Consider the following 19,475-nt stretch of genomic DNA (forward strand, 5'->3'; position numbering starts at 1 on the left):
ATGCATGACCTGGGCGCGCGCATCGGCATCGGCTGGCTCGCCCTCGGCGGGCTGGCGGCCTGCGAGGCCGGCCCCGGAGGCGACGCCGAGCGCGCGGCGTTCCGGCCCGACTATCGCGGGATCGAGACCCGGCTTCTGGAGGGCGATCTGGTGAGTTTCGTGGTCGAGATGCGCGGCGCGCGCGACAACGGCGACGTGGCGGACTATGCCGAATGCGCCGCGGCGCAATACGCATTGATCCGCGGCTACGGATTCGCGCGGCATGTGCGCACAAATGTGGCCGAAGAGGGTGGCGTTTGGCAGGGAGATGCGGTTTACACCATCTCGCCGGACCTGCCGCGGGGCACCAGCACGATCGACGCAGAGGTCACCGTGGCCAGCTGCGCGGAGAACGGCATACCGACGGTGTGAGTGGACATATGGCAGACTTCTTTTCGACCGGCCTGGGCATCGCGATCATCATCCTGGCGCAGTGCCTTTTGATGGCGATCTTCCTGCTGCTGGCGGCGTATTTCTTCCTCTACGCCGACCGCAAGGTCTGGGCCGCGGTGCAGATGCGGCGCGGGCCCAACGTCGTGGGGGTCTTCGGGCTGCTGCAGTCGGCCGCCGACATGCTGAAGCTGGTCGTCAAGGAGGTGGTGATCCCCGCCGGCGCGGACCGGACGGTGTTCCTGATCGCGCCGCTGGTGGCCTTCGCGCTGCCGATGGCCGCCTGGGCCGTCATTCCGTTCAACGAGACCTGGGTTCTGGCCGACATCAACGTCGCGATCCTGTATGTCTTCGCGATCTCGTCGCTGGAGGTCTACGGCGTGATCATGGGCGGCTGGGCGTCGAACTCGAAATACCCGTTCCTGGGCTCGCTGCGCTCGGCGGCGCAGATGATCTCCTACGAGGTGTCGATCGGCTTCATCATCATCGGCGTGATCATCTCCACCGGCTCGCTGAACTTCGGCGAGATCGTGGCGGCGCAGGACGGCAGCTATGGCCTGTTCTCCTGGTACTGGCTGCCGCACCTGCCGATGGTGTTCCTGTTCTTCGTGTCGGGCCTGGCCGAGACCAACCGCCCGCCCTTCGACCTGCCCGAGGCGGAGTCGGAGCTTGTGGCGGGCTACCAGGTGGAATACTCCTCGACCCCCTTCCTGCTGTTCATGGCGGGCGAGTATTTCGCGATGTTCCTGATCTGCGCGCTGACCACCCTGCTGTTCTTCGGCGGCTGGCTGTCGCCGATCCCCGGGCTGCCGGACGGGGCGCTGTGGTTCATCGCAAAACTGAGCTTCTTCTTCCTGATCTTCGCGATGGTGAAGGCGATCACCCCGCGCTACCGCTACGATCAGCTGATGCGGCTGGGCTGGAAGGTGTTCCTGCCGCTGTCGCTGGCCTGGGTGGTCATCGTGTCCTTCTTCGCCCATTTCGAGCTGTTCGGCGGCGCCTATGCCCGCTGGGCGGTGGGAGGCTGAGGATGGACCCGCGCCCCGGACTTCACACTCGACCGATTGGAGGGTTGGCATGACCCAGATCGACTGGACCCGCGCGTCGCGCTACTTTCTGCTGGCGGACTTCTTCGCCGGCTTCAAGCTGGGGCTGCGCTACTTCTTCGCGCCGAAGGCGACGGTGAACTACCCGCACGAGAAGGGGCCGCTGAGCCCGCGGTTCCGCGGCGAACACGCGCTGAGGCGCTATCCGAACGGCGAAGAACGTTGCATCGCCTGCAAGCTCTGCGAGGCGATCTGCCCGGCCCAGGCGATCACCATCGACGCCGAGCCGCGCGAGGACGGCTCGCGCCGGACCACGCGCTACGACATCGACATGACCAAGTGTATCTATTGCGGCTTCTGCCAGGAGGCCTGCCCGGTGGATGCCATCGTCGAGGGGCCGAATTTCGAGTTCGCCACCGAAACGCGCGAGGAGCTGTACTACACCAAGGAGAAGCTCCTGGAGAACGGCGCGCGCTGGGAGGCCGAGATCGCCCGCAACCTAGAACTGGACGCACCGTACAGATGATCGACGCGGCCAAAATTCTTCGAAGAATTTTGCCAAGAATTTTCGAAAATTCTTGGTCGGGGACCTGGTGATGACCGACGGACCGAAGAACCCGTTCGAGGACCTCATGAAGATGGGGCAGGACTGGGCCTCGGCGATGGGGCCGATGATGGAATCCTGGAGCCCCACGGCCATCGAGAAGATGTGGCCGACGATGCCCAAGGACGTGATGGAGGCGTTCTGGGGCCGGACCTACAACCCCGAGGGGCTGGACGCCAAGACCAAGCTGCTGCAGACGCTGCAGGGCCTGACCATCCTGGGCGCGCAGGCCGAGGCGCAGATCCGGCTGACCGTGCGCCATGCCCGGGAAGCGGGCGCGACGGAGCAGGAAATCACCGAGACCATTTCGCTGGCCGGCATGTTCGGCGGCGTGCCCGCGATGACCAAGGCGATGAACCTCGCCCGCGAGGTCCTGTTGGAGGGCAAGGAGGGACAAGCATGACCGTGGCCGATTTCACCTTCTACGTCTTCGCCGTGGTGGTCGTGGCCGCCGGCCTGTTCACCGTGGTCAGCCGCAACCCGGTGCATTCGGTGCTGTGGCTGATCCTGGCGTTTCTGTCCTCGGCGGGGCTGTTCGTGCTGTTGGGCGCCGAGTTCGTGGCGATGCTGCTGATCATCGTCTATGTGGGCGCCGTGGCGGTGCTGTTCCTGTTCGTCGTGATGATGCTGGACGTCGATTTCGCCGAGCTGAAGGGCGAGATGGCGAAATACATGCCGCTGGCGCTGCTGATCGGCGTGGTGCTGCTGATGGAGCTGGGGCTGGTCTTCGGCACCTGGACCTTCGCGGAGAATGCCGACGGCCTGCGCGCCGCGGTCACGCCGGAGCCGGCGGCGGTGCATAACACTCGCGCGCTGGGGCAGCTGATCTACGACGACTACATCATCCTGTTCCAGCTGGCCGGGCTGATCCTGCTGGTGGCGATGATCGGGGCGATCGTGCTGACCCTGCGGCACCGCACCTGGATCAAGCGGCAGGACATCCTGGCGCAGATGTATCGCGACCCCGCGAAGGCGATGGAAGTGCGCGACGTGAAGCCGGGGCAGGGGCTTTGAAGCTGGCCGGCGCCATAGCGCTGCTGGCGCTGACTGCGGGCGGTGCGGCGGCCCTCACCCCGCCGCCGCCCTGCTATTTCGACTATGCCACCGGCCGTCTCGTTTCCTACGAGGACGCCGGTCCGTCGATGGGGCCGATCTATCTGCGCGAGGCGGGCACCGGTTTTGCCTCGTGGGAGGTCTACAACGCCGACGGCTCGCCCGAGCGCGTCGCGCTGCAGCACTGCCCGTCCGGGACCGACCTGATGATCGTCATGCCCCGCTACAACTTCGAGCAGGTCCAGGACCGCTATGAGGACATGGTGTACGGGCCGGGCCGTTACACGATGCGCCGGGTGGCCGAGGAGCTGGAGATGCTGGGCGCGGGCGTGGCGCGGACCAAGCGCACGCTGGGCTCCTGCGCCTGCGACCTGATCGAGCCGCTGGAATGACGGGCCGGGTTGCACATCGGCGGGCGCTGCGGCATGGCCGGCGGCGCGGGGCGCCGGGGGCGGCGTGATGGACCAGATGGCGCCGTTCCTGCCGCTGCTGGGACTGCTGGCGCTGATCGTCACCGCCGTCAGGCGGCGGCGGGACAAGAAGAAGAGACACGAGGGACGACATGGTCGGACTTGAACACTACCTGGCGGTCGCCGCGGCACTGTTCGTCATCGGCATTTTCGGCATCTTCCTGAACCGGAAGAACGTCATCATCCTGCTGATGTCGATCGAGTTGATCCTGCTGGCCGTCAACATCAACTTCGTCGCGTTCTCGGCCTATCTGGGCGACCTTGTCGGGCAGGTCTTCACCCTGTTCGTGCTGACCGTCGCCGCGGCGGAGGCGGCGATCGGCCTGGCGATCCTGGTCTGCTTCTTCCGCAACCGGGGCACCATCGACGTCGAAGACATCAACGTGATGAAGGGCTGAGCCGATGGAGCCGATCATTCTCTTCGCGCCGCTTCTCGGCGCCATCATCGCGGGGTTCGGCTGGCGGCTGATCGGCGAGTACGCCGCGCAGTGGACCGCGACCTTCCTGCTGTTCCTGGCCTGCCTGCTGAGCTGGGCCGTCTTCTTCTCGTTCGACGGCGAGACCCAGCAGATCCAGATCTTCCGCTTCATCGAGAGCGGCACGCTGGCGGCGGACTGGGCGATCCGGCTGGACCGGCTGACCGCGATCATGCTGATCGTCGTCACTACGGTCTCGGCGCTCGTGCACCTGTATTCCTTCGGCTACATGGCGCATGACGAGAATTTCCGCGAGGGCGAGCACTACAAGGCGCGGTTCTTCGCCTACCTGTCGTTCTTCACCTTCGCGATGCTGGCGCTGGTGACGGCGGACAACCTGGTGCAGATGTTCTTCGGCTGGGAGGGCGTGGGCCTCGCCTCCTACCTGCTGATCGGCTTCTACTTCCGCAAGCCCTCTGCCAACGCGGCGGCGATCAAGGCGTTCATCGTCAACCGGGTGGGCGATTTCGGTTTCGCGCTGGGCATCTTCGCGCTGTTCTTCCTGACCGACTCGATCCAGATGGACATCGTGTTCGAGAGCGCGCCCGAGCTGGCGCAGACCAACCTGACCTTCCTGTGGCAGGAGTGGAACGCGGCGAACCTGATCGGCGTGCTGCTGTTCATCGGGGCGATGGGCAAGTCGGCGCAGTTGATCCTGCACACCTGGCTGCCGGACGCGATGGAGGGCCCGACGCCCGTTTCGGCGCTGATCCACGCCGCGACCATGGTGACGGCGGGCGTGTTCCTGGTGTGCCGGATGTCGCCCTTGTACGAATTCGCGCCGGCGGCGACCGCCTTCATCGTGGTGCTGGGCGCCACGACGGCCTTCTTCGCGGCGACCGTGGGTCTCGTGCAGAACGACATCAAGCGCGTCATCGCCTATTCGACCTGTTCGCAGCTGGGCTACATGTTCGTGGCCGCGGGCGCGGGCGTCTACTCGGCCGCGATGTTCCACCTGTTCACGCATGCCTTCTTCAAGGCGATGCTGTTCCTCGGCGCCGGCTCGGTCATCCACGCGATGCATCACGAGCAGGACATGCGGAACTATGGCGGGTTGAAGGACAAGATCCCCTATACCTTTTGGGCGATGCTGATCGGCACGCTGGCGATCACCGGCGTGGGCATTCCGCTGACCCATATCGGGTTCGCCGGGTTCCTGTCGAAGGACGCCATCATCGAGAGCGCGTTCGGCGCGCATACCGGCGTGGGCACCTATGCCTTCTGGCTTCTGGTGATCGCGGCGATGTTCACCAGCTTCTACTCGTGGCGGCTGATCTTCCTGACCTTCTTCGGCAACCCGCGCGGCGACAAGCACACGCATGAGCATGCGCATGAAAGCCCGATGACCATGCTGGTGCCGCTGGGCGTGCTGGCGCTGGGGGCGGTGTTCGCGGGGATGGTCTGGTACGGGCCGTTCTTCGGCGACCATGACCGGGTGAACCGGTTCTACGGCGTGCCGGCGCACGAGACGGTCGAGGCCGGGGACGCGCATGGCGAAGAGGCCGCGGCCGCGGACGATCACGGCGAAGCAGCCGCGGACGCCGAGGCGGATGCGCAGGGCGAGGCCCATGCCGCAGGCTGGACGCCGGGCGGCGGCGCGATCTACACCCATCCCGACAACCACGTGATGGACGAGGCGCATCACAGCCCGGCCTGGGTCAAGGTATCGCCCTTCATCGCGATGCTGATCGGGCTGGCCGTGGCGTGGCTGTTCTACATCCGCGACACCTCGCTGCCGCGCCGGCTGGCCGAGAACCAGCGGCCGCTCTACCTGTTCCTGCTGAACAAGTGGTATTTCGACGAGATCTACGACTTCGTCTTCGTGCGACCGACCAGGTGGCTTGGCAGCGCGCTGTGGCGGCGGGGCGACCAGGGCACGATCGACGGCTTCCTGAACGGGCTGGCGATGGGCGTGGTGCCCTTCTTCACCCGGCTCGCGGGGCGCGTGCAGTCGGGTTACATCTTCACCTATGCCTTCACCATGGTGCTGGGGATCGTGATCCTCGTCACCTGGATGGTGCTGAGCTGAGCGGGGTCTGAGTTATGGATAATATTCTCTCCATGATCACCTTCATCCCGCTCCTCGGGGCGGCGATCCTCGCGCTGTTCTTGCGCGGGGAAGATGAGGCGGCGCAGCGCAATGCCAAGTGGCTGGCGCTGATCGCGACCTCGATCACCTTCCTGATCTCGATCTTCCTGATCGCCCAGTTCGACCCCTCGAACACCGGCTTCCAGTTCGTGGAAGAGCGCGAGTGGCTGTTGGGCCTGACCTACAAGGTGGGGGTCGACGGGATCAGCGTGCTGTTCGTGATGCTGACGACCTTCCTGATGCCGCTGACGATCCTGGCCTGCTGGAACGTGACGGTGCGGGTGAAGGAATACATGATCGCCTTCCTGGTGCTGGAGACGCTGATGATCGGCGTCTTCGTGGCGCTGGACCTGATCCTGTTCTACCTGTTCTTCGAGGGCGGCCTGATCCCGATGTTCCTGATCATCGGCATCTGGGGCGGCAAGGACCGGATCTACGCCTCGTTCAAGTTCTTCCTCTACACCTTCTTCGGCTCGGTGCTGATGCTGGTGGCGATCATCGCGATGTTCGTGGATGCCGGCACGACCGACATCCCGACGCTGCTGACCCACAACTTCGGCTCGGAGACGTTCAGCCTGCTGGGCGTCCAGATCGTCGGCGGCGTGCAGACGCTGATGTGGATCGCCTTCTTCGCGAGCTTCGCGGTGAAGATGCCGATGTGGCCGGTGCATACCTGGTTGCCCGACGCGCACGTGCAGGCGCCGACGGCGGGGTCGGTGGTGCTGGCGGCGATCCTCCTGAAGATGGGGGGCTACGGCTTCCTGCGCTTCTCGCTGCCGATGTTCCCGGTGGCCTCCGAGTTGCTGGCGCCGTTCGTGCTGTGGCTGTCGGCCATCGCCATCGTCTACACCTCGCTGGTGGCGCTGGCGCAGCAGGACATGAAGAAGCTGATCGCCTATTCCTCGGTCGCGCATATGGGCTATGTCACCGCGGGTATCTTCACGGCGAACCAGCAGGGGATCGACGGTGCGATCTTCCAGATGCTGAGCCACGGCTTCATCTCCGGCGCGCTGTTCCTCTGCGTCGGCGTGATCTATGACCGGATGCACACGCGCGAGATCGACGCCTATGGCGGGCTGGTGAACCGGATGCCGGCCTATGCGCTGATCTTCATGCTGTTCACCATGGCCAATGTCGGCCTGCCGGGGACCTCCGGGTTCATCGGCGAGTTCCTGACGCTGATGGGGATGTTCCAGGCGAATACCTGGGTCGCCGCCGTGGCGACCACGGGCGTGATCCTGAGCGCGGCCTACGCGCTGTGGCTCTATCGCCGGGTGGTCATGGGCGACCTGATCAAGGAGAGCTTGCGCTCGATCACCGACATGACGCGGCGCGAGAAGGCGATCTTTGCCCCGCTGGTGGCGGCGACGCTGATCCTGGGCGTCTATCCGAGCCTGGTGACCGATGTCATCGGGCCGTCGGTCGAGGCGCTGATCTCCGACAACCGGGACGCGGTGGCGGCCTGGGACGGCGGCGCGACGACCGTCGCCGAGAACGCGGTTTCCGAAGAGACGGGGCACTGAGCCAATGACCTCTGCCGATTTCAACATCCTGCTGCCCGAGATCGTGCTGGCCGTCTTCGCCATGGCGGCGCTGATGTTCGCCGTCTACACCGGCAAGGACCGCACGGCACCGGCGATACTGTGGGCCACGGCGGCGATCTTCCTGGTCCTGGCGCTGTTCATCGGGATCAACGGCGACGGGGCGCAGGCGGCCTTTGGCGGGCTGTTCGTGGACGACGCCTTCTCGCGTTTCGCCAAGATCCTGATCCTGGTCTCCGCGGCGGCGGTGCTGGTGATGAGCCACGACTACATGGCCAAGCGCGACCTGTTGCGGTTCGAGTATCCGCTGCTGGTGGCGCTGGCGGCCGTGGGGATGATGGTGATGGTCTCCGCCGGCGACCTGCTGGTGCTCTATATGGGGCTGGAGCTGCAGTCGCTGTCGCTCTACGTCGTGGCCTCGCTGCGGCGCGACAGCGCCAAGTCGACCGAGGCGGGGCTGAAATACTTCGTGCTGGGGGCGCTGTCCTCGGGCCTGCTGCTCTATGGCGCGTCGCTGACCTACGGCTATGCCGGCACCACCGAGTTCGCCGGGATCATCGGCGCGGCGACGGCCGAGGACCTGCCGCTGGGGCTGCTGTTCGGGCTTGTCTTCCTGGTGTCGGGGCTGGCCTTCAAGGTCTCGGCGGTGCCGTTCCACATGTGGACGCCGGACGTCTACGAGGGCGCACCGACGCCGATCACCGCCTTCTTCGCCACCGCGCCCAAGGTGGCGGCCATGGCGCTGTTCGCGCGGCTGGTGCATGACGCCTTCGGCGGCATCACGGCGGAGTGGGGGCAGATCGTGGCCTTCCTGTCGGTCGCCTCGATGTTTTTGGGCGCGGTCGCGGCGATCGGGCAGCGCGACATCAAGCGGCTGATGGCGTACTCGTCAATCAACCACATGGGGTTCGCGCTGATGGGCCTGGCCGCGGGCACGGCCTTCGGCGTGCAGGCGATGCTGGTCTACATGGCGATCTACGTGACGATGAACGTGGGCACCTTCGCCTTCATCCTGTCGATGTCGCGCGACGGGCGCGTGGTCACCGATATCCGGGCGCTGAACCAGTATTCGAAACGCGAGCCGCTGAAGGCGCTGGCGGTGCTGGTGCTGATGTTCAGCCTGGCGGGCGTGCCGCCGCTGGTCGGCTTCTTCGGCAAGTTCTACGTGCTGCGCGCGGCGGTGGATGCGGACATGGCGTGGCTGGCCGTGGCCGGCGTGATCGCCAGCGTCATCGCGCTCTTCTACTACCTGCGGATCGTCTACTACATGTATTTCGGCGAGGAGACCGAGGCGCTCGACAGCGGCATGGCGCCGACGCAATGGGCGCTTTTGATGGTGGCCGCGGCGGTGATGGTGCTGGGCGTCGTGAACCTGTTCGGCATCGAGGGCCCGGCGGCGGCGGCGGCATCGGCCCTTGTCGACTGACGCGGGCTGGCGCGGGGCAACCGACGGGGGCGCCGACCGGATCGTCCTGGACGAGACCGACAGCACCATGGCCGAGGCGCGGCGCCGCGCGCCGGAGCTGCGCGCGCCGGCCTGGATCATGGCGCGGCGGCAGACGGCGGGGCACGGACGCCGGGGACGGGCTTGGGTCAGCCCCGAGGGGAACTTCGCGGCGACCGTGGTGCTGCCGGCGGCCGGGGTTCCGGCGCAGGCGGCCCTGCGCTCCTTCACCGCATCGCTGGCCCTTCACGAGGCGCTTCTCGCCTGCGGCGCGACGACCGAGGCGCTGGGGCTGAAATGGCCGAACGACGTGCTGCTGAACGGCGGCAAGGTGGCCGGCATCCTGCTGGAGAGCCTGCCGCGGGGCGGCGTGGCCATCGGCGTCGGGGTGAACCTGGCGACGGCGCCCGGCGCCGACGATGTCGAGCCCGGCGCCGTCCGGCCGGTGGCGCTGGCCGAGGAGACCGGCGCGCGCGTCAGCCCTGCGGACTTCCTCGCGGTGCTGGCGCCCGCCTTCGCCGAATGGGAGAGCCGGTTCGTCACCTACGGCTTCTCCCCCGTGCGCGACGCCTGGCTGGCGCGCGCCGCACGGCTGGGCGAGCCGGTGACCGCCCGGCTGCCGACCGAGGCGGTCACGGGCACCTTCGAGACGGTGGACGCGGCGGGCCAGCTGGTCCTGCGCACCGCGGCCGGCCGGCGCAGTATCGCGGCGGCGGACGTGTATTTCTGAGGGGGAGGCGGACATGCTGCTCTGCATAGATTGCGGCAACACCAACACGGTCTTCGCGGTCTGGGACGGCGCCGAGTTCGTCGCCACCTTCCGCACCTCGACCGAGCACCAGCGGACGGCGGACCAGTACTATGTCTGGTTCTCGCAGCTGATGGAGCATCGGGGCATCCGCATCGACATCCACGGCGTCATCATCTCGTCCACCGTGCCGCGCGTGGTGTTCAACCTGCGGGTCCTGTGCGACCGCTACTTCGCCACGCGGCCGCTGGTCGTGGGCAAGCCCGACTGCCTGCTGCCCACGGCGCCGCGCGTCGATCCGGGCACGCAGGTCGGCCCGGACCGGCTGGTGAACAGCGCCGGGGCCTATGACCGGCACGGCGGCGACATCATCGTGGTGGACTTCGGCACCGCGACGACCTTCGACGTGGTGGCGCATGACGGCGCCTATGTGGGCGGCGTGATCGCGCCGGGGGTGAACCTGTCGCTGGAAGCGCTGCACATGGCGGCGGCCGCGCTGCCGCATGTGGACGTGACGAAGCCGCAGAAGGTCATCGGGACCAACACCGTGGCCTGCATGCAGTCGGGCGTGTTCTGGGGCTATGTGGGCGTGGTGCAGTCGATCACCGAGCGCATCCGCGCCGAGTACGAGAAACCGATGCGCGTTGTGGGCACGGGCGGGCTGGCGCCGCTCTTCGCGCAGGGCGACGTGCTGTTCGACGATATCGAGGAAGACCTGACGATGCACGGGCTGACCGTCATCCACCGTTACAACATGGAGCATGCATGACCGAGAGCCGCCTGATCTACCTTCCCCTCGGCGGTGCCGGCGAGATCGGGATGAACGCCTATGTCTACGGCGTGGGGCCGGAGGACGACGAACGGCTGATCCTCGTGGACCTGGGCGTGACCTTCCCGGACATGGAGACGACGCCGGGCGTCGACCTGATCCTGCCGGACATCGACTGGCTGGCCGCGCGGGCCGACCGGCTGGAGGCGATCTTCATCACCCACGCGCACGAGGACCATGTCGGCGCCGTCGCGCATCTGTGGTCGCGGCTGAAGGCGCCGGTCTATGCGCGGGCCTTCACGGCGCATCTGGCGCGGATGAAGATGGAGGAGGCGGGGCTCGACCAGGAGGTCGTCAAGACCGTGTCCGCCTGGCCCGAGACGGTGGAGGCGGGGCCGTTCCGCGTGGGCTTTGCGCCGGTGTCGCATTCGATCCCGGAAAGCGCGGGGCTGGTGATCGACACGCCGCACGGCCGCGTCGTGCATACCGGCGACTTCAAGCTGGACCTGACCCCCGGCGTGGGCGAGCCGTTCGACGAGGCGATGTGGGCCGAGATCGCGCGGGACGGCGTGCAGGCGCTGATCTGCGATTCGACCAACGTGTTCAGCGAGCATCCCGGGCGGTCGGAGTCGGAGCTGGGCCCGCGGATCGAAGAACTGGTGGCCGGGGCGCCGGGGCTGGTGGCGGCGACGACCTTCGCCTCGAACATCGCGCGGCTGAAGACGCTGGCCGAGGCGGGGCAGCGCGCCGGGCGCTCCGTGGTGCTGCTGGGCCGGGCGATGCGGCGGATGGTGACGGCGGCGCAGGATACCGGCATCGTCACCGACTTTCCCAAGGTGGTGCCGGCCGAGGAGGCCGCCGACATCCCGCGGCAGAACCTGATGCTGCTGACCTCCGGCTCGCAGGGCGAGCGGCGGGCGGCGACGGCGCAGCTGTCGCGCGGCAAGTATCTGGGGTTCGAGCTGAAGGAGGGCGATCTGTTCCTGTTCTCCTCCAAGACCATCCCGGGCAACGAGACGAGCGTGCTGCGCATCGTCAATGCGTTCAGCGCGATGGGCGTGGACGTGGTGGACGACTCCTCGGGCGCCTATCATGTGTCGGGGCACGCGAACCGGCCGGACCTGGCGCGGGTGCACCGGCTTCTGACCCCGAAGATGCTGATCCCGATGCATGGCGAGCACCGGCATCTGCGGGCGCATGTGAAGCTGGGGGACGAGGCCGGGATCCCTGGCGCCGTGGCGCCGAACGGAACGATGCTGGACCTGACCGGCGCGGCGCCGCGGGTGGTGGAGCATATCGAGGCCGGGCGAACCTATCTCGACGGGGCGATGCAGATCGGCGCGTTCGACGGGATCGTCCGGGACAGGATCCGGATGGCGCTGAACGGGCATGCGATGGTGACGCTGATTCTCGAGGAGGACGAGCTGCTGGGCGACCCGTGGTGCGAGATCATGGGGCTGCCGGAAAAGACCCGGAACGGCGCGCCGCTCGTCGATGCGCTGGAGGCCTATCTAAGCGATTTCCTGTACCGCGCGGATCGCAAGACGTTGCGCGACGACGGCAAGCTGGACGACGCGATGCGGCGGATCGTCCGCAAGGCGGCGTTCGACGAGATCGGCAAGAAGCCCGAGGTGACGGTGGTGATCAGCCGGTTGACGTAAGACGACTGGGTGACATCGCGCGAGGCGGGGCTACCTGAGACGGGCAGAACTCACAGGAGGGAACGTGATGATTACCAAGACAGGATCGGCCAAGTGGTCCGGCGGGCTGAAGGACGGCAAGGGGACGATCTCGACTCAGACCGGCGTGCTGAGCGACGAGGCCTACAGCTTTGCCAAGCGGTTCGAGGGCGAGGCGGGCACCAACCCCGAGGAGCTTCTGGGGGCGGCGCATGCCGCCTGCTACTCGATGGCGCTGTCGAACATCCTGGGCGAGGCGGGGATGACCGCGGAGTCGATCGAGACGACGGCGACGGTGACGCTCGACGCCGGGCAGGGGGCGATCACCAAGGTGCATCTGGACGTGACGGCCCGGGTTTCGGGCGGCGACGAGGACGCCTTCAAGGAGGCGGCGGGCAAGGCCAAGGAAGGCTGCCCGGTGTCGAAGCTGTTCAACGCCGAGATCACGCTGGACGCGACGCTGTCATAGTCTGATTGGCCCGAGAGGGCGCTTCGCCCGGCGCGGCCGGCCGGGGCCCGGAGATGCCGGGCCCCTTGTGCGAAGCGCCCTCCGAAAAGGGCGGCGCATTTGGGGCTGATGCCGGCCGTGTTGGGTGGACGGTTGCCCGGCACCGTGACGGTATCGCCCCGGTTCCATAGGATATGCGGCCTTCTGCCGGCGCGCCCGCCCCCGGGCGACGGTGCGGCGCGTGGGGGATCAGGCCGGCGCGCCGGTCTCGCAGGTCGCGAAATACCGCTCCAGCCGCGGTTTCGCGTCGTGGTCCAGCCGGAAGGAGACACCGATCCGGTCGCCCCGGCGCCAGCGGAAGATGACGTCGAACGTGCCGAGCGCGTCGACCTCGATCGCCTGTATTGCCCGGGGCCCGTCCTCCGGCAGGTGCGGCGCCGCGATGCAGGCGCCGCCATAGGACAGATCCGCCAGCGTCGCCGGAACCGTGCGGTCCCCGGCGATGACCCGGCAGGGCAGGGTCAGGCCCACCCGGCCGTCATCGAGCTTGTCCGCAAGTCCCGCCATTCCATCCCCTTCGGCAACCGTTCCGGGTTCGGGGGATAGCTAATGCCAAGCCTCTGAAAAAAGCGTTAAGTCGCGCGGTGATAGATCGCGCCCGCGTCGCGGCGCGGGTCAGCTTGCGCGCCGTTCCTCGAAGCTTTTTGCGATGAATTGCGGCAGGTGGTCGCCCATGCCGACGACGTTGTTGTCGTCGCGCTTTTTCTGCGGCGGCTGCTTGCCCTCGCGCGGCTTGTTTTCTTGGGATTTGTTCTCTTGGGGCTTGTTCTCTTGCGGATTGTCCTCGCGCGCCGTCTCCTCGCGCGGCTGGTCGGCCTTTCGCCCGCGGGACGAACGGCTGCGCGTCTTTTTCGGCGCGTCGTCCTGCTTATCCTCCGCCTCGGCGGTGTCCGGCGCGGCGGATTTCAGCGGGTTTTCCAGCCGCGGGACGTCCTTCTCGATCAGCTTCTCGATGCCGGCGAGGTTCTTTTCGTCGGCCGGGGCGCAGATCATGATCGCCTTGCCGTCGCGGCCCGCGCGGCCGGTCCGGCCGATGCGGTGGACGTAATCCTCGGAATGCGAGGGGACGTCGTAGTTGAAGACATGGCTGACCGACGGGATGTCGAGACCGCGGGCGGCGACGTCGGAGGCCACCAGCAGGCGCAGCGAGCCATCGCGGAAGGCGTCGAGCGTGCGGGTCCGTTGGGACTGGTCCAGGTCGCCATGGATCGCCTCGGCATTGAAGCCGTGCTTTTTCAGCGACTTGGCGACGATGTCGACATCGACCTTTCGGTTGCAGAAGATGATCGCGTTGGTGCAGCGCTCGCCCTCGGCCTCGATCACCGCGCGCAGGACGGCGCGCTTTTCCGTGGCCAGGCGGTCGCGGCGGGACGCCTTGAACATCACCACGCCCTGTTCGATGTTCTCGGCCGCCGTGGCCTGGCGCGCCACCTCGATCCGGGCGGGGGCCGACAGGAAGGTGTTGGTGATGCGCTCGATCTCCGGCGCCATGGTCGCCGAGAAGAACAGCGTCTGGCGGGTGAAGGGCGTCAGCGAGAAGATCCGCTCGATATCCGGGATGAAGCCCATGTCGAGCATGCGGTCGGCCTCGTCCACCACCATGATCTCGATACCGGTCAGCAGAAGCTTGCCGCGTTCGAAATGGTCGAGCAGGCGGCCGGGCGTGGCGATCAGCACGTCGACGCCCTTGTCGATCAGCTGGTCCTGTTCCTTGAAGGACACGCCGCCAATCAGCAGCGCCTTCGACAGCTTCACGTGCTTGGAATAGGTGTCGAAATTCTCGGCCACCTGCGCGGCCAGTTCCCGCGTGGGGCAGAGCACCAGGCTGCGCGGCATCCGGGCGCGGGCGCGGCCGCGGGCCAGCTTGCAGATCATCGGCAGCGTGAAGCTGGCGGTTTTGCCGGTGCCCGTCTGGGCGATCCCGAGGACATCCTTGCCCTCCAGCGCGGGGGGAATCGCGCCTTCCTGGATCGGGGTCGGTGTTACGTAGCCCGCCTCGGTGACGGCGCGGAGAACCTTGGGAGAAAGCCCCAGTTCGGTAAAGTCGGTCATGTAGCCCTTTCGGTGTTTGCGGCGCGTTGAACGGCCGCATACCTCGGGCGGCCTGACAGGCCGGATTGCCTGCCCTCGACGTGGGCCGGACATAGGCGATCGCTGCCTGTGCGTCAAGTTTTCCGCCGGGGCAGCAGCGCGGGCGCGCCGGGCGCGGGGCGGGCCGTCAACGACTCGTCGCCGTCCTGCCACAGAACGGCCGGAAAGATGCGCGCAGGATGGTGCAGGCAAGCAGTGAGGAGCCACCGATGAACCTGAACCCGTATCTTGTGCCGGGCGCCGCGACGATGGCGGTGCTGGCGATCGTCTATCTCATCTTCGTCTTCTGGACGCGCCGCCCCGGCCGCGCCCAGGACCTCGCCGAGCGCCGGAAGGCCGAGGGCAACGAAGCCTGAGCGGGATTGCACGATCGCGGCTGTCGCCTGTCCCCCGGCCGGTCCGGGGGGCATGGCCTATCCGGGGACGTTTGCGTGTGCCAGAGCGTGTCGCGTTCCTGCGCGGTCGCCCGACGCGCTGACATATTGATGTTCGAGGCGCAGAAATCCGGTTCCCAGATTTGTGCGACATGCTCTAGGCTCTGCCCATGACGCCATCTCTCAGGATAGCGGGTTTCTGTGCCGCGAGCGTTGCGCTGGCCGCCTGCGGCACGGTGGGCCCCCGGCCGGAGGGCGGCGAGGGGCCGCGCGTCAGCGTCACCGCGCGCGCCGCCGCAGCGGCGGCGGAGAGCCTGCCGCTGCCGCTGAGGTCCTGCGTGGTCGTTGACGGTCCGGTGGAGATCGGCATCAGCCTTTTCGACCTGGACGGGCTGGCGGCGGCGCATCTGCGGTTCACCGGAACGCTGGCGGCGGAGGGTGTGCGGACGACCCCCGGCGGCGCGGACATCGCGCTGAGCGAAGGCGGCGTGCCGGGGGACGAGCGGGTGCAACTGCGCGTCACGCCCGTGGAGGAGGGGCAGTTGCGCACCAGCGTGGTGCTGAGCCTAACGACGGCGGCGCCCCATACCGGGGTCCTGACGGTTTCTGCGACAGACCGGGCCGGCGGGACGACGCGGGCCGGGCCGTTCGAGCTGGCGGCACCGGGCGGCTGCGCGGACGGATAGGGCGGCTCAGTCCAGCAGGACGCCCTCGGTCAGGATCGCCGACTGGTAGGTCTCGTCGCTGTCGATCAGGCGCAGCGTACCCTCGACGGTGATCTGCGTGCCCTCGGCGATGTCGGGCATCGCCTTGCGCATCTGCACCTCCAGCGTCGGGCCATAGCCGCCCCCGCCGCAGAACGGGCAGTCTGCCGGATCGGGGACCAGCAGGAAGCTGCGGACATAGGCCTGGGCCTGCACGGGTACGTAGTAGCCGGTGATGCGGAAGCCGTCCTTCGCGGCGCGCAGCGCCTCGGGGAACGTCTTTTCCACCGCCCAGCGGCCGTTATGTTCCGTCTCGCGAATCTCGATGGCGCCCAGCAGGTCCCAGCCATCGCCGGCGCGGGCGGGCTCAATGCCGATGGCCGGCGTGAGGATGCTGGCGAGTACCAGGGGCAAGAACGTCGACTTCAATCTCCACCTCTCCCAGGGGTTCGAGGTCCACATGCGCCGCGAAACGGTCGCCTTCGGCGAGGTCGGACGCGGGGTTCAGGACAAGATACAGCCCGCCGGGGTCGAGGTCTATCTCGGTGCCCGCCTTGATCGGAAATTCGCCGAGCGGGACGGCGCCGCCCTCGGCCTGCAGTTCCGTGGCCATCAGCGCCAGCGCGGCGCCGTCGTGGGTTTCGCCGCCGGTGAGCGTCAGCGTGCGGTCGCCGGTATTCTCGATCTCCATGTAGATCCGGACCGCGCCGTCCTCGGGCACGGCCCAGGCGTGCAGGATGCGGACGCCGTCGGCCTCGGCGAGGTGGTCGTCCTGGTCGTCGTGATTGTCGTGATTTTCCTGGGCCGCGGCGGGCAGCGAGAGGCAGGCGAGGGTCGCAAGGGCGAGGGGCAGGCGGCGCATGGTCGGGCTCCTTGTTGTGATGCTATCACGTAACGTCGTCTGCGCCGGCGCGTCCATATCCGGTTCGGTGAAATTATTGCGACAGTCGGATGTCCCGGCGTCTCGCCCGGCGGCGGCCGCGCGCCCCCCCTCCCTGACCCTCCCCCTGTCCAGGAGAGGGGAGCGCCCGGCGGTGGGCGGATGGGATCAGACCATCATCTCTTTCGTCGCGGACAGGGTGACCTCGGGGTGATCCCGCTCGATGCGGTCGATGTCCCATTGCAGGCGGGTCATGTAGACGATGTCGCCGTCGTTGTCGTGGGCGATGTGCTGCTTGTTGGCGGCGACGAACTTTTCCACCGCCTGTTTCGGGCCGGTGACCCAGCGGGCGGAGGTGAACTGCGACGGCTCGAAGCGGACGGGCAGGCCGTATTCCATCTCGATCCGGCTCGCCAGCACGTCGAACTGCAGCGCGCCGACGACGCCGACGATGAAGCCCGAGCCGATATTGGGCTTGAACACCTTTGCCGCGCCTTCCTCGGCGAATTGCATCAGCGCCTTTTCCAGGTGCTTGGCCTTCATCGGGTCGCCGGCGCGGCAGTTCTGCAGAAGCTCCGGCGCGAAAGACGGGATGCCGGTGACGCGCAGCGCCTCGCCTTCGGTCAGCGTGTCGCCGATGCGCAGCTGGCCGTGGTTCGGGATGCCGATGATGTCGCCGGCCCAGGCCTCTTCCGCCAGTTCGCGGTCGGAGGCAAGGAACAGCACCGGCGCCGAGATCGTCATCGGCTTCTTGGACCGCACGTGCGTCAGCTTCATGCCGCGGGTGAAGTGACCGCTGGCGAGGCGGACGAAGGCCACGCGGTCGCGGTGCTTGGGGTCCATGTTGGCCTGCACCTTGAAGACGAAGCCCATCACCTTGGTCTCGTCCGGGCCGATCTGCCGCGGGTTGGCCGATTGCGGCTGGGGCACAGGCCCGTACTTGCCGATGCCGTCCATCAGCTCCTTCACCCCGAAGGAGTTGATGGCCGAGCCGAACCAGATCGGCGTCAGCGTGCCGTCGAGAAACGCCTGCGGGTCGAATTTCGGCAGCAGCTCCTTGGCCATCTCCAGCTCTTCGCGGAGCTGGTCGAGCAGGTGGGCCGGGACGTGGTCGGCCAGCTTGGGGTCGTCCAGACCTTCGATCTTGATCGACTCGGCCACCTTGTTGCGGTCGGCGCGGTCCATCAACTCCAGCCGGTCGTTCAGCACGTCGTAGCAGCCGAGAAAGTCGCGCCCCACGCCGATGGGCCAGGAGGCGGGCGTCACGTCGATCGCCAGGTTTTCCTGGATTTCGTCAATGATATCGAAGGTATCGCGGCTTTCACGGTCCATTTTGTTGCAAAAGGTCAAGATCGGCAGGTCGCGCAGGCGGCAGACCTCGAACAGTTTTCGGGTCTGGCTTTCGACCCCCTTGGCGCCGTCGATGACCATGATCGCGGCGTCCACCGCCGTCAGCGTGCGATAGGTGTCCTCGGAAAAATCGCTGTGGCCCGGCGTGTCCACGAGGTTGAAGCGGTAGTTGCGGTCGCCGCTGGCAAAGTCGAAGGACATGGCCGAGGCGGACACGGAGATGCCGCGGTCCTTCTCCATCTGCATGTAGTCCGACCGTGTGCGCCGCGCCTCGCCCTTGGCGCGGACCTGGCCGGCCATCTGGATCGCGCCGCCGTAGAGCAGGAACTTCTCGGTTAGCGTCGTCTTGCCCGCGTCCGGGTGCGAGATGATGGCAAAGGTGCGCCGCCGGGCGATTTCGGCGGGCAGGTCGGGGAGGTTCGAGGCACGGTCCAGCATGCGCGCGCATATATGCGACGGTCCGGCAAAGGGCAATCGGGCGCCGCCCCCGCCCGGCAGAGAGCGGAGGCGCGCCGTGTCGCAGATGGCGCTTCAGGGATCGGCGATCACGGATTGGGGTCGCAGCCCCATTCCTCGGTGCCCTCGATCTTGTTGCCGTTCTCGTCTTCCTCGTACATGACGAAGGCCTCGCCGCAGCCGCAGAAGGTCTTGTTCTCGCAGCGGCTGCTGCCGTTGGCGTCGGGCCGGACGATCATGATGCGGCCGTCCGGCGCCGGGGGTTCGGGGGGCATGACGCGAAGTTGCGCGGAGACGGCGGGGGCAAGCACGGTGGCCAGGGCAACGGCGAGACCGGCGGTGCCGAGCGATCGGTGCTGAAAGGTCATCGGTAAATCCTTTGCATCTGTAAGGTCGTGTGGGTCGTCAGCCGAACCGGTTATGGGTCGTCGCCGCGCGCGGCGCGGTTCAATCAAGAGGCGAGTTCGGAACATCGGCGCCGCTACTCGGTTGGTCCAGAAAGGGAGAAGGCAATGCCGAACCAGATCAAGGACGACGACCTGTACGAAGACCTGCGCGACGAGGGCATGTCGAAGGAGAAGGCCGCGCGTATCGCCAATGCGAAGGCCAACGACAAGCAGAAGCCGATGAAGAAGGGCGGCAAGCGGCCGCAATACGAGGACTGGACCAGGGACGCATTGTACGAGCGGGCGCAGGAGCTGGACGTCGCGGGCCGGTCGGGCATGACCAAGTCGGAACTGATCGCGGCGCTGCGCCGGCGCTAG

23 protein-coding genes are annotated in these 19,475 nt (G+C 67.2%); 17 read left to right on the forward strand and 6 right to left on the reverse strand.

The window, feature by feature from the left end; translation table 11 throughout:
- From P1J78_RS00675 to P1J78_RS00740, 14 genes are all read left to right on the forward strand, one after another.
- Entirely contained in the window at window positions 1–411 is a 411-nt protein-coding gene (locus P1J78_RS00675; protein ID WP_275565377.1) for a YNQ4 family lipoprotein, read from the forward strand.
- 8 nt (window positions 412–419) lie between these two features.
- Entirely contained in the window at window positions 420–1,457 is a 1,038-nt protein-coding gene (nuoH, locus tag P1J78_RS00680) for an NADH-quinone oxidoreductase subunit NuoH (RefSeq protein WP_275565378.1), read from the forward strand.
- A gap of 49 nt (window positions 1,458–1,506) precedes the next feature.
- On the forward strand, window positions 1,507–2,001 hold the full coding sequence (gene nuoI / locus P1J78_RS00685) for an NADH-quinone oxidoreductase subunit NuoI (RefSeq protein WP_275565379.1): 495 nt from the start codon (window positions 1,507–1,509) through the stop codon (window positions 1,999–2,001).
- Window positions 2,002–2,071: 70 nt separating this feature from the next.
- Window positions 2,072–2,482: a carboxymuconolactone decarboxylase family protein gene (locus tag P1J78_RS00690; RefSeq protein WP_275565380.1), complete on the forward strand. Its 411-nt coding sequence runs from the start codon at window positions 2,072–2,074 to the stop codon at window positions 2,480–2,482.
- On the forward strand, window positions 2,479–3,093 hold the full coding sequence (locus tag P1J78_RS00695; protein WP_275565381.1) for an NADH-quinone oxidoreductase subunit J: 615 nt from the start codon (window positions 2,479–2,481) through the stop codon (window positions 3,091–3,093). The genes P1J78_RS00690 and P1J78_RS00695 overlap by 4 nt, the downstream gene beginning before the upstream one ends.
- Complete coding sequence (locus tag P1J78_RS00700; RefSeq protein WP_275565382.1) at window positions 3,090–3,524, forward strand: hypothetical protein; 435 nt, start codon at window positions 3,090–3,092, stop codon at window positions 3,522–3,524. Before P1J78_RS00695 ends, P1J78_RS00700 begins: the two co-directional genes overlap by 4 nt.
- Window positions 3,525–3,694: 170 nt before the next feature.
- Complete coding sequence (gene nuoK / locus P1J78_RS00705) at window positions 3,695–4,000, forward strand: NADH-quinone oxidoreductase subunit NuoK (RefSeq protein ID WP_275565383.1); 306 nt, start codon at window positions 3,695–3,697, stop codon at window positions 3,998–4,000.
- Window positions 4,001–4,004: 4 nt separating this feature from the next.
- On the forward strand, window positions 4,005–6,107 hold the full coding sequence (nuoL, locus tag P1J78_RS00710) for an NADH-quinone oxidoreductase subunit L (protein ID WP_275565384.1): 2,103 nt from the start codon (window positions 4,005–4,007) through the stop codon (window positions 6,105–6,107).
- Window positions 6,108–6,121: 14 nt separating this feature from the next.
- Window positions 6,122–7,690 carry an NADH-quinone oxidoreductase subunit M gene (locus P1J78_RS00715; RefSeq protein ID WP_275565385.1) on the forward strand — a complete coding sequence of 523 codons (1,569 nt, stop codon included), beginning with the start codon at window positions 6,122–6,124 and terminating at the stop codon, window positions 7,688–7,690.
- A 4-nt stretch (window positions 7,691–7,694) separates the two neighbouring features.
- The gene (gene nuoN, locus P1J78_RS00720; RefSeq protein WP_275565386.1) at window positions 7,695–9,134 is read left to right on the forward strand and encodes an NADH-quinone oxidoreductase subunit NuoN; all 1,440 of its coding nucleotides are present in this window, start codon (window positions 7,695–7,697) and stop codon (window positions 9,132–9,134) included.
- Window positions 9,124–9,882, forward strand: a complete 759-nt coding sequence (locus tag P1J78_RS00725) for a biotin--[acetyl-CoA-carboxylase] ligase (RefSeq protein ID WP_275565387.1) — start codon at window positions 9,124–9,126, stop codon at window positions 9,880–9,882. The genes nuoN and P1J78_RS00725 overlap by 11 nt, the downstream gene beginning before the upstream one ends.
- A 13-nt stretch (window positions 9,883–9,895) precedes the next feature.
- Window positions 9,896–10,669, forward strand: a complete 774-nt coding sequence (locus P1J78_RS00730) for a type III pantothenate kinase (protein ID WP_275565388.1) — start codon at window positions 9,896–9,898, stop codon at window positions 10,667–10,669.
- A complete protein-coding gene (locus P1J78_RS00735; protein ID WP_275565389.1) occupies window positions 10,666–12,330 on the forward strand; it encodes a ribonuclease J in 1,665 nt (554 codons plus the stop codon). Before P1J78_RS00730 ends, P1J78_RS00735 begins: the two co-directional genes overlap by 4 nt.
- 67 nt (window positions 12,331–12,397) lie before the next feature.
- Complete coding sequence (locus tag P1J78_RS00740; RefSeq protein WP_275565390.1) at window positions 12,398–12,817, forward strand: OsmC family protein; 420 nt, start codon at window positions 12,398–12,400, stop codon at window positions 12,815–12,817.
- A 228-nt stretch (window positions 12,818–13,045) separates the two neighbouring features.
- Here P1J78_RS00740 and P1J78_RS00745 read toward each other — a convergent pair whose 3' ends face one another.
- Together P1J78_RS00745 and P1J78_RS00750 are read right to left on the reverse strand one after the other, a co-directional pair.
- Window positions 13,046–13,363: a PilZ domain-containing protein gene (locus P1J78_RS00745; protein WP_275565391.1), complete on the reverse strand. Its 318-nt coding sequence runs from the start codon at window positions 13,361–13,363 to the stop codon at window positions 13,046–13,048.
- Window positions 13,364–13,471: 108 nt separating this feature from the next.
- Window positions 13,472–14,908, reverse strand: a complete 1,437-nt coding sequence (locus P1J78_RS00750; RefSeq protein ID WP_275565392.1) for a DEAD/DEAH box helicase — start codon at window positions 14,906–14,908, stop codon at window positions 13,472–13,474.
- Between the two features lie 248 nt (window positions 14,909–15,156).
- On the opposite strand from P1J78_RS00750, the gene P1J78_RS00755 reads away from it, so the two are divergent.
- A complete protein-coding gene (locus tag P1J78_RS00755; protein WP_275565393.1) occupies window positions 15,157–15,303 on the forward strand; it encodes a hypothetical protein in 147 nt (48 codons plus the stop codon).
- Window positions 15,304–15,491: 188 nt separating this feature from the next.
- A complete protein-coding gene (locus P1J78_RS00760; protein ID WP_275565394.1) occupies window positions 15,492–16,007 on the forward strand; it encodes a hypothetical protein in 516 nt (171 codons plus the stop codon).
- Between the two features lie 6 nt (window positions 16,008–16,013).
- Here P1J78_RS00760 and P1J78_RS00765 read toward each other — a convergent pair whose 3' ends face one another.
- The 4 genes from P1J78_RS00765 to P1J78_RS00780 all read right to left on the reverse strand — a co-directional run bounded on the left by P1J78_RS00765 (window position 16,014) and on the right by P1J78_RS00780 (window position 18,986).
- Window positions 16,014–16,439 carry a hypothetical protein gene (locus P1J78_RS00765; RefSeq protein WP_275565395.1) on the reverse strand — a complete coding sequence of 142 codons (426 nt, stop codon included), beginning with the start codon at window positions 16,437–16,439 and terminating at the stop codon, window positions 16,014–16,016.
- On the reverse strand, window positions 16,393–16,887 hold the full coding sequence (locus P1J78_RS00770) for a copper chaperone PCu(A)C (RefSeq protein ID WP_275565396.1): 495 nt from the start codon (window positions 16,885–16,887) through the stop codon (window positions 16,393–16,395). Before P1J78_RS00770 ends, P1J78_RS00765 begins: the two co-directional genes overlap by 47 nt.
- Before the next feature lie 186 nt (window positions 16,888–17,073).
- Window positions 17,074–18,693 (reverse strand): peptide chain release factor 3, encoded by a 1,620-nt coding sequence (locus P1J78_RS00775; RefSeq protein ID WP_275565397.1) that lies wholly within the window; start codon window positions 18,691–18,693, stop codon window positions 17,074–17,076.
- 107 nt (window positions 18,694–18,800) lie between these two features.
- A complete protein-coding gene (locus P1J78_RS00780; RefSeq protein ID WP_275565398.1) occupies window positions 18,801–18,986 on the reverse strand; it encodes a hypothetical protein in 186 nt (61 codons plus the stop codon).
- Between the two features lie 237 nt (window positions 18,987–19,223).
- Between P1J78_RS00780 and P1J78_RS00785 the strand changes: the two genes are divergently transcribed.
- On the forward strand, window positions 19,224–19,475 hold the full coding sequence (locus P1J78_RS00785) for a DUF7218 family protein (RefSeq protein ID WP_275565399.1): 252 nt from the start codon (window positions 19,224–19,226) through the stop codon (window positions 19,473–19,475).

This window comes from Psychromarinibacter sediminicola, from assembly GCF_029168335.1.
Taxonomy (GTDB): domain Bacteria; phylum Pseudomonadota; class Alphaproteobacteria; order Rhodobacterales; family Rhodobacteraceae; genus Psychromarinibacter; species Psychromarinibacter sediminicola.

Excerpts from the sequence above, each read along its gene's own strand:
- P1J78_RS00750 (WP_275565392.1), bottom strand. The coding sequence starts at position 14,908 with ATGACCGACTTTACCGAACTGGGGCTTTCTCCCAAGGTTCTCCGCGCC.
- nuoN (WP_275565386.1), top strand. The coding sequence starts at position 7,695 with ATGACCTCTGCCGATTTCAACATCCTGCTGCCCGAGATCGTGCTGGCC.
- P1J78_RS00785 (WP_275565399.1), top strand. The coding sequence starts at position 19,224 with ATGCCGAACCAGATCAAGGACGACGACCTGTACGAAGACCTGCGCGAC.
- P1J78_RS00690 (WP_275565380.1), top strand. The coding sequence starts at position 2,072 with ATGACCGACGGACCGAAGAACCCGTTCGAGGACCTCATGAAGATGGGG.
- P1J78_RS00760 (WP_275565394.1), top strand. The coding sequence starts at position 15,492 with ATGACGCCATCTCTCAGGATAGCGGGTTTCTGTGCCGCGAGCGTTGCG.
- P1J78_RS00740 (WP_275565390.1), top strand. The coding sequence starts at position 12,398 with ATGATTACCAAGACAGGATCGGCCAAGTGGTCCGGCGGGCTGAAGGAC.
- P1J78_RS00695 (WP_275565381.1), top strand. The coding sequence starts at position 2,479 with ATGACCGTGGCCGATTTCACCTTCTACGTCTTCGCCGTGGTGGTCGTG.
- nuoI (WP_275565379.1), top strand. The coding sequence starts at position 1,507 with ATGACCCAGATCGACTGGACCCGCGCGTCGCGCTACTTTCTGCTGGCG.
- nuoK (WP_275565383.1), top strand. The coding sequence starts at position 3,695 with ATGGTCGGACTTGAACACTACCTGGCGGTCGCCGCGGCACTGTTCGTC.
- P1J78_RS00745 (WP_275565391.1), bottom strand. The coding sequence starts at position 13,363 with ATGGCGGGACTTGCGGACAAGCTCGATGACGGCCGGGTGGGCCTGACC.
- nuoH (WP_275565378.1), top strand. The coding sequence starts at position 420 with ATGGCAGACTTCTTTTCGACCGGCCTGGGCATCGCGATCATCATCCTG.
- P1J78_RS00735 (WP_275565389.1), top strand. The coding sequence starts at position 10,666 with ATGACCGAGAGCCGCCTGATCTACCTTCCCCTCGGCGGTGCCGGCGAG.
- P1J78_RS00730 (WP_275565388.1), top strand. The coding sequence starts at position 9,896 with ATGCTGCTCTGCATAGATTGCGGCAACACCAACACGGTCTTCGCGGTC.
- P1J78_RS00770 (WP_275565396.1), bottom strand. The coding sequence starts at position 16,887 with ATGCGCCGCCTGCCCCTCGCCCTTGCGACCCTCGCCTGCCTCTCGCTG.
- nuoL (WP_275565384.1), top strand. The coding sequence starts at position 4,005 with ATGGAGCCGATCATTCTCTTCGCGCCGCTTCTCGGCGCCATCATCGCG.
- P1J78_RS00715 (WP_275565385.1), top strand. The coding sequence starts at position 6,122 with ATGGATAATATTCTCTCCATGATCACCTTCATCCCGCTCCTCGGGGCG.
- P1J78_RS00675 (WP_275565377.1), top strand. The coding sequence starts at position 1 with ATGCATGACCTGGGCGCGCGCATCGGCATCGGCTGGCTCGCCCTCGGC.
- P1J78_RS00775 (WP_275565397.1), bottom strand. The coding sequence starts at position 18,693 with ATGCTGGACCGTGCCTCGAACCTCCCCGACCTGCCCGCCGAAATCGCC.
- P1J78_RS00780 (WP_275565398.1), bottom strand. The coding sequence starts at position 18,986 with ATGCCCCCCGAACCCCCGGCGCCGGACGGCCGCATCATGATCGTCCGG.
- P1J78_RS00755 (WP_275565393.1), top strand. The coding sequence starts at position 15,157 with ATGAACCTGAACCCGTATCTTGTGCCGGGCGCCGCGACGATGGCGGTG.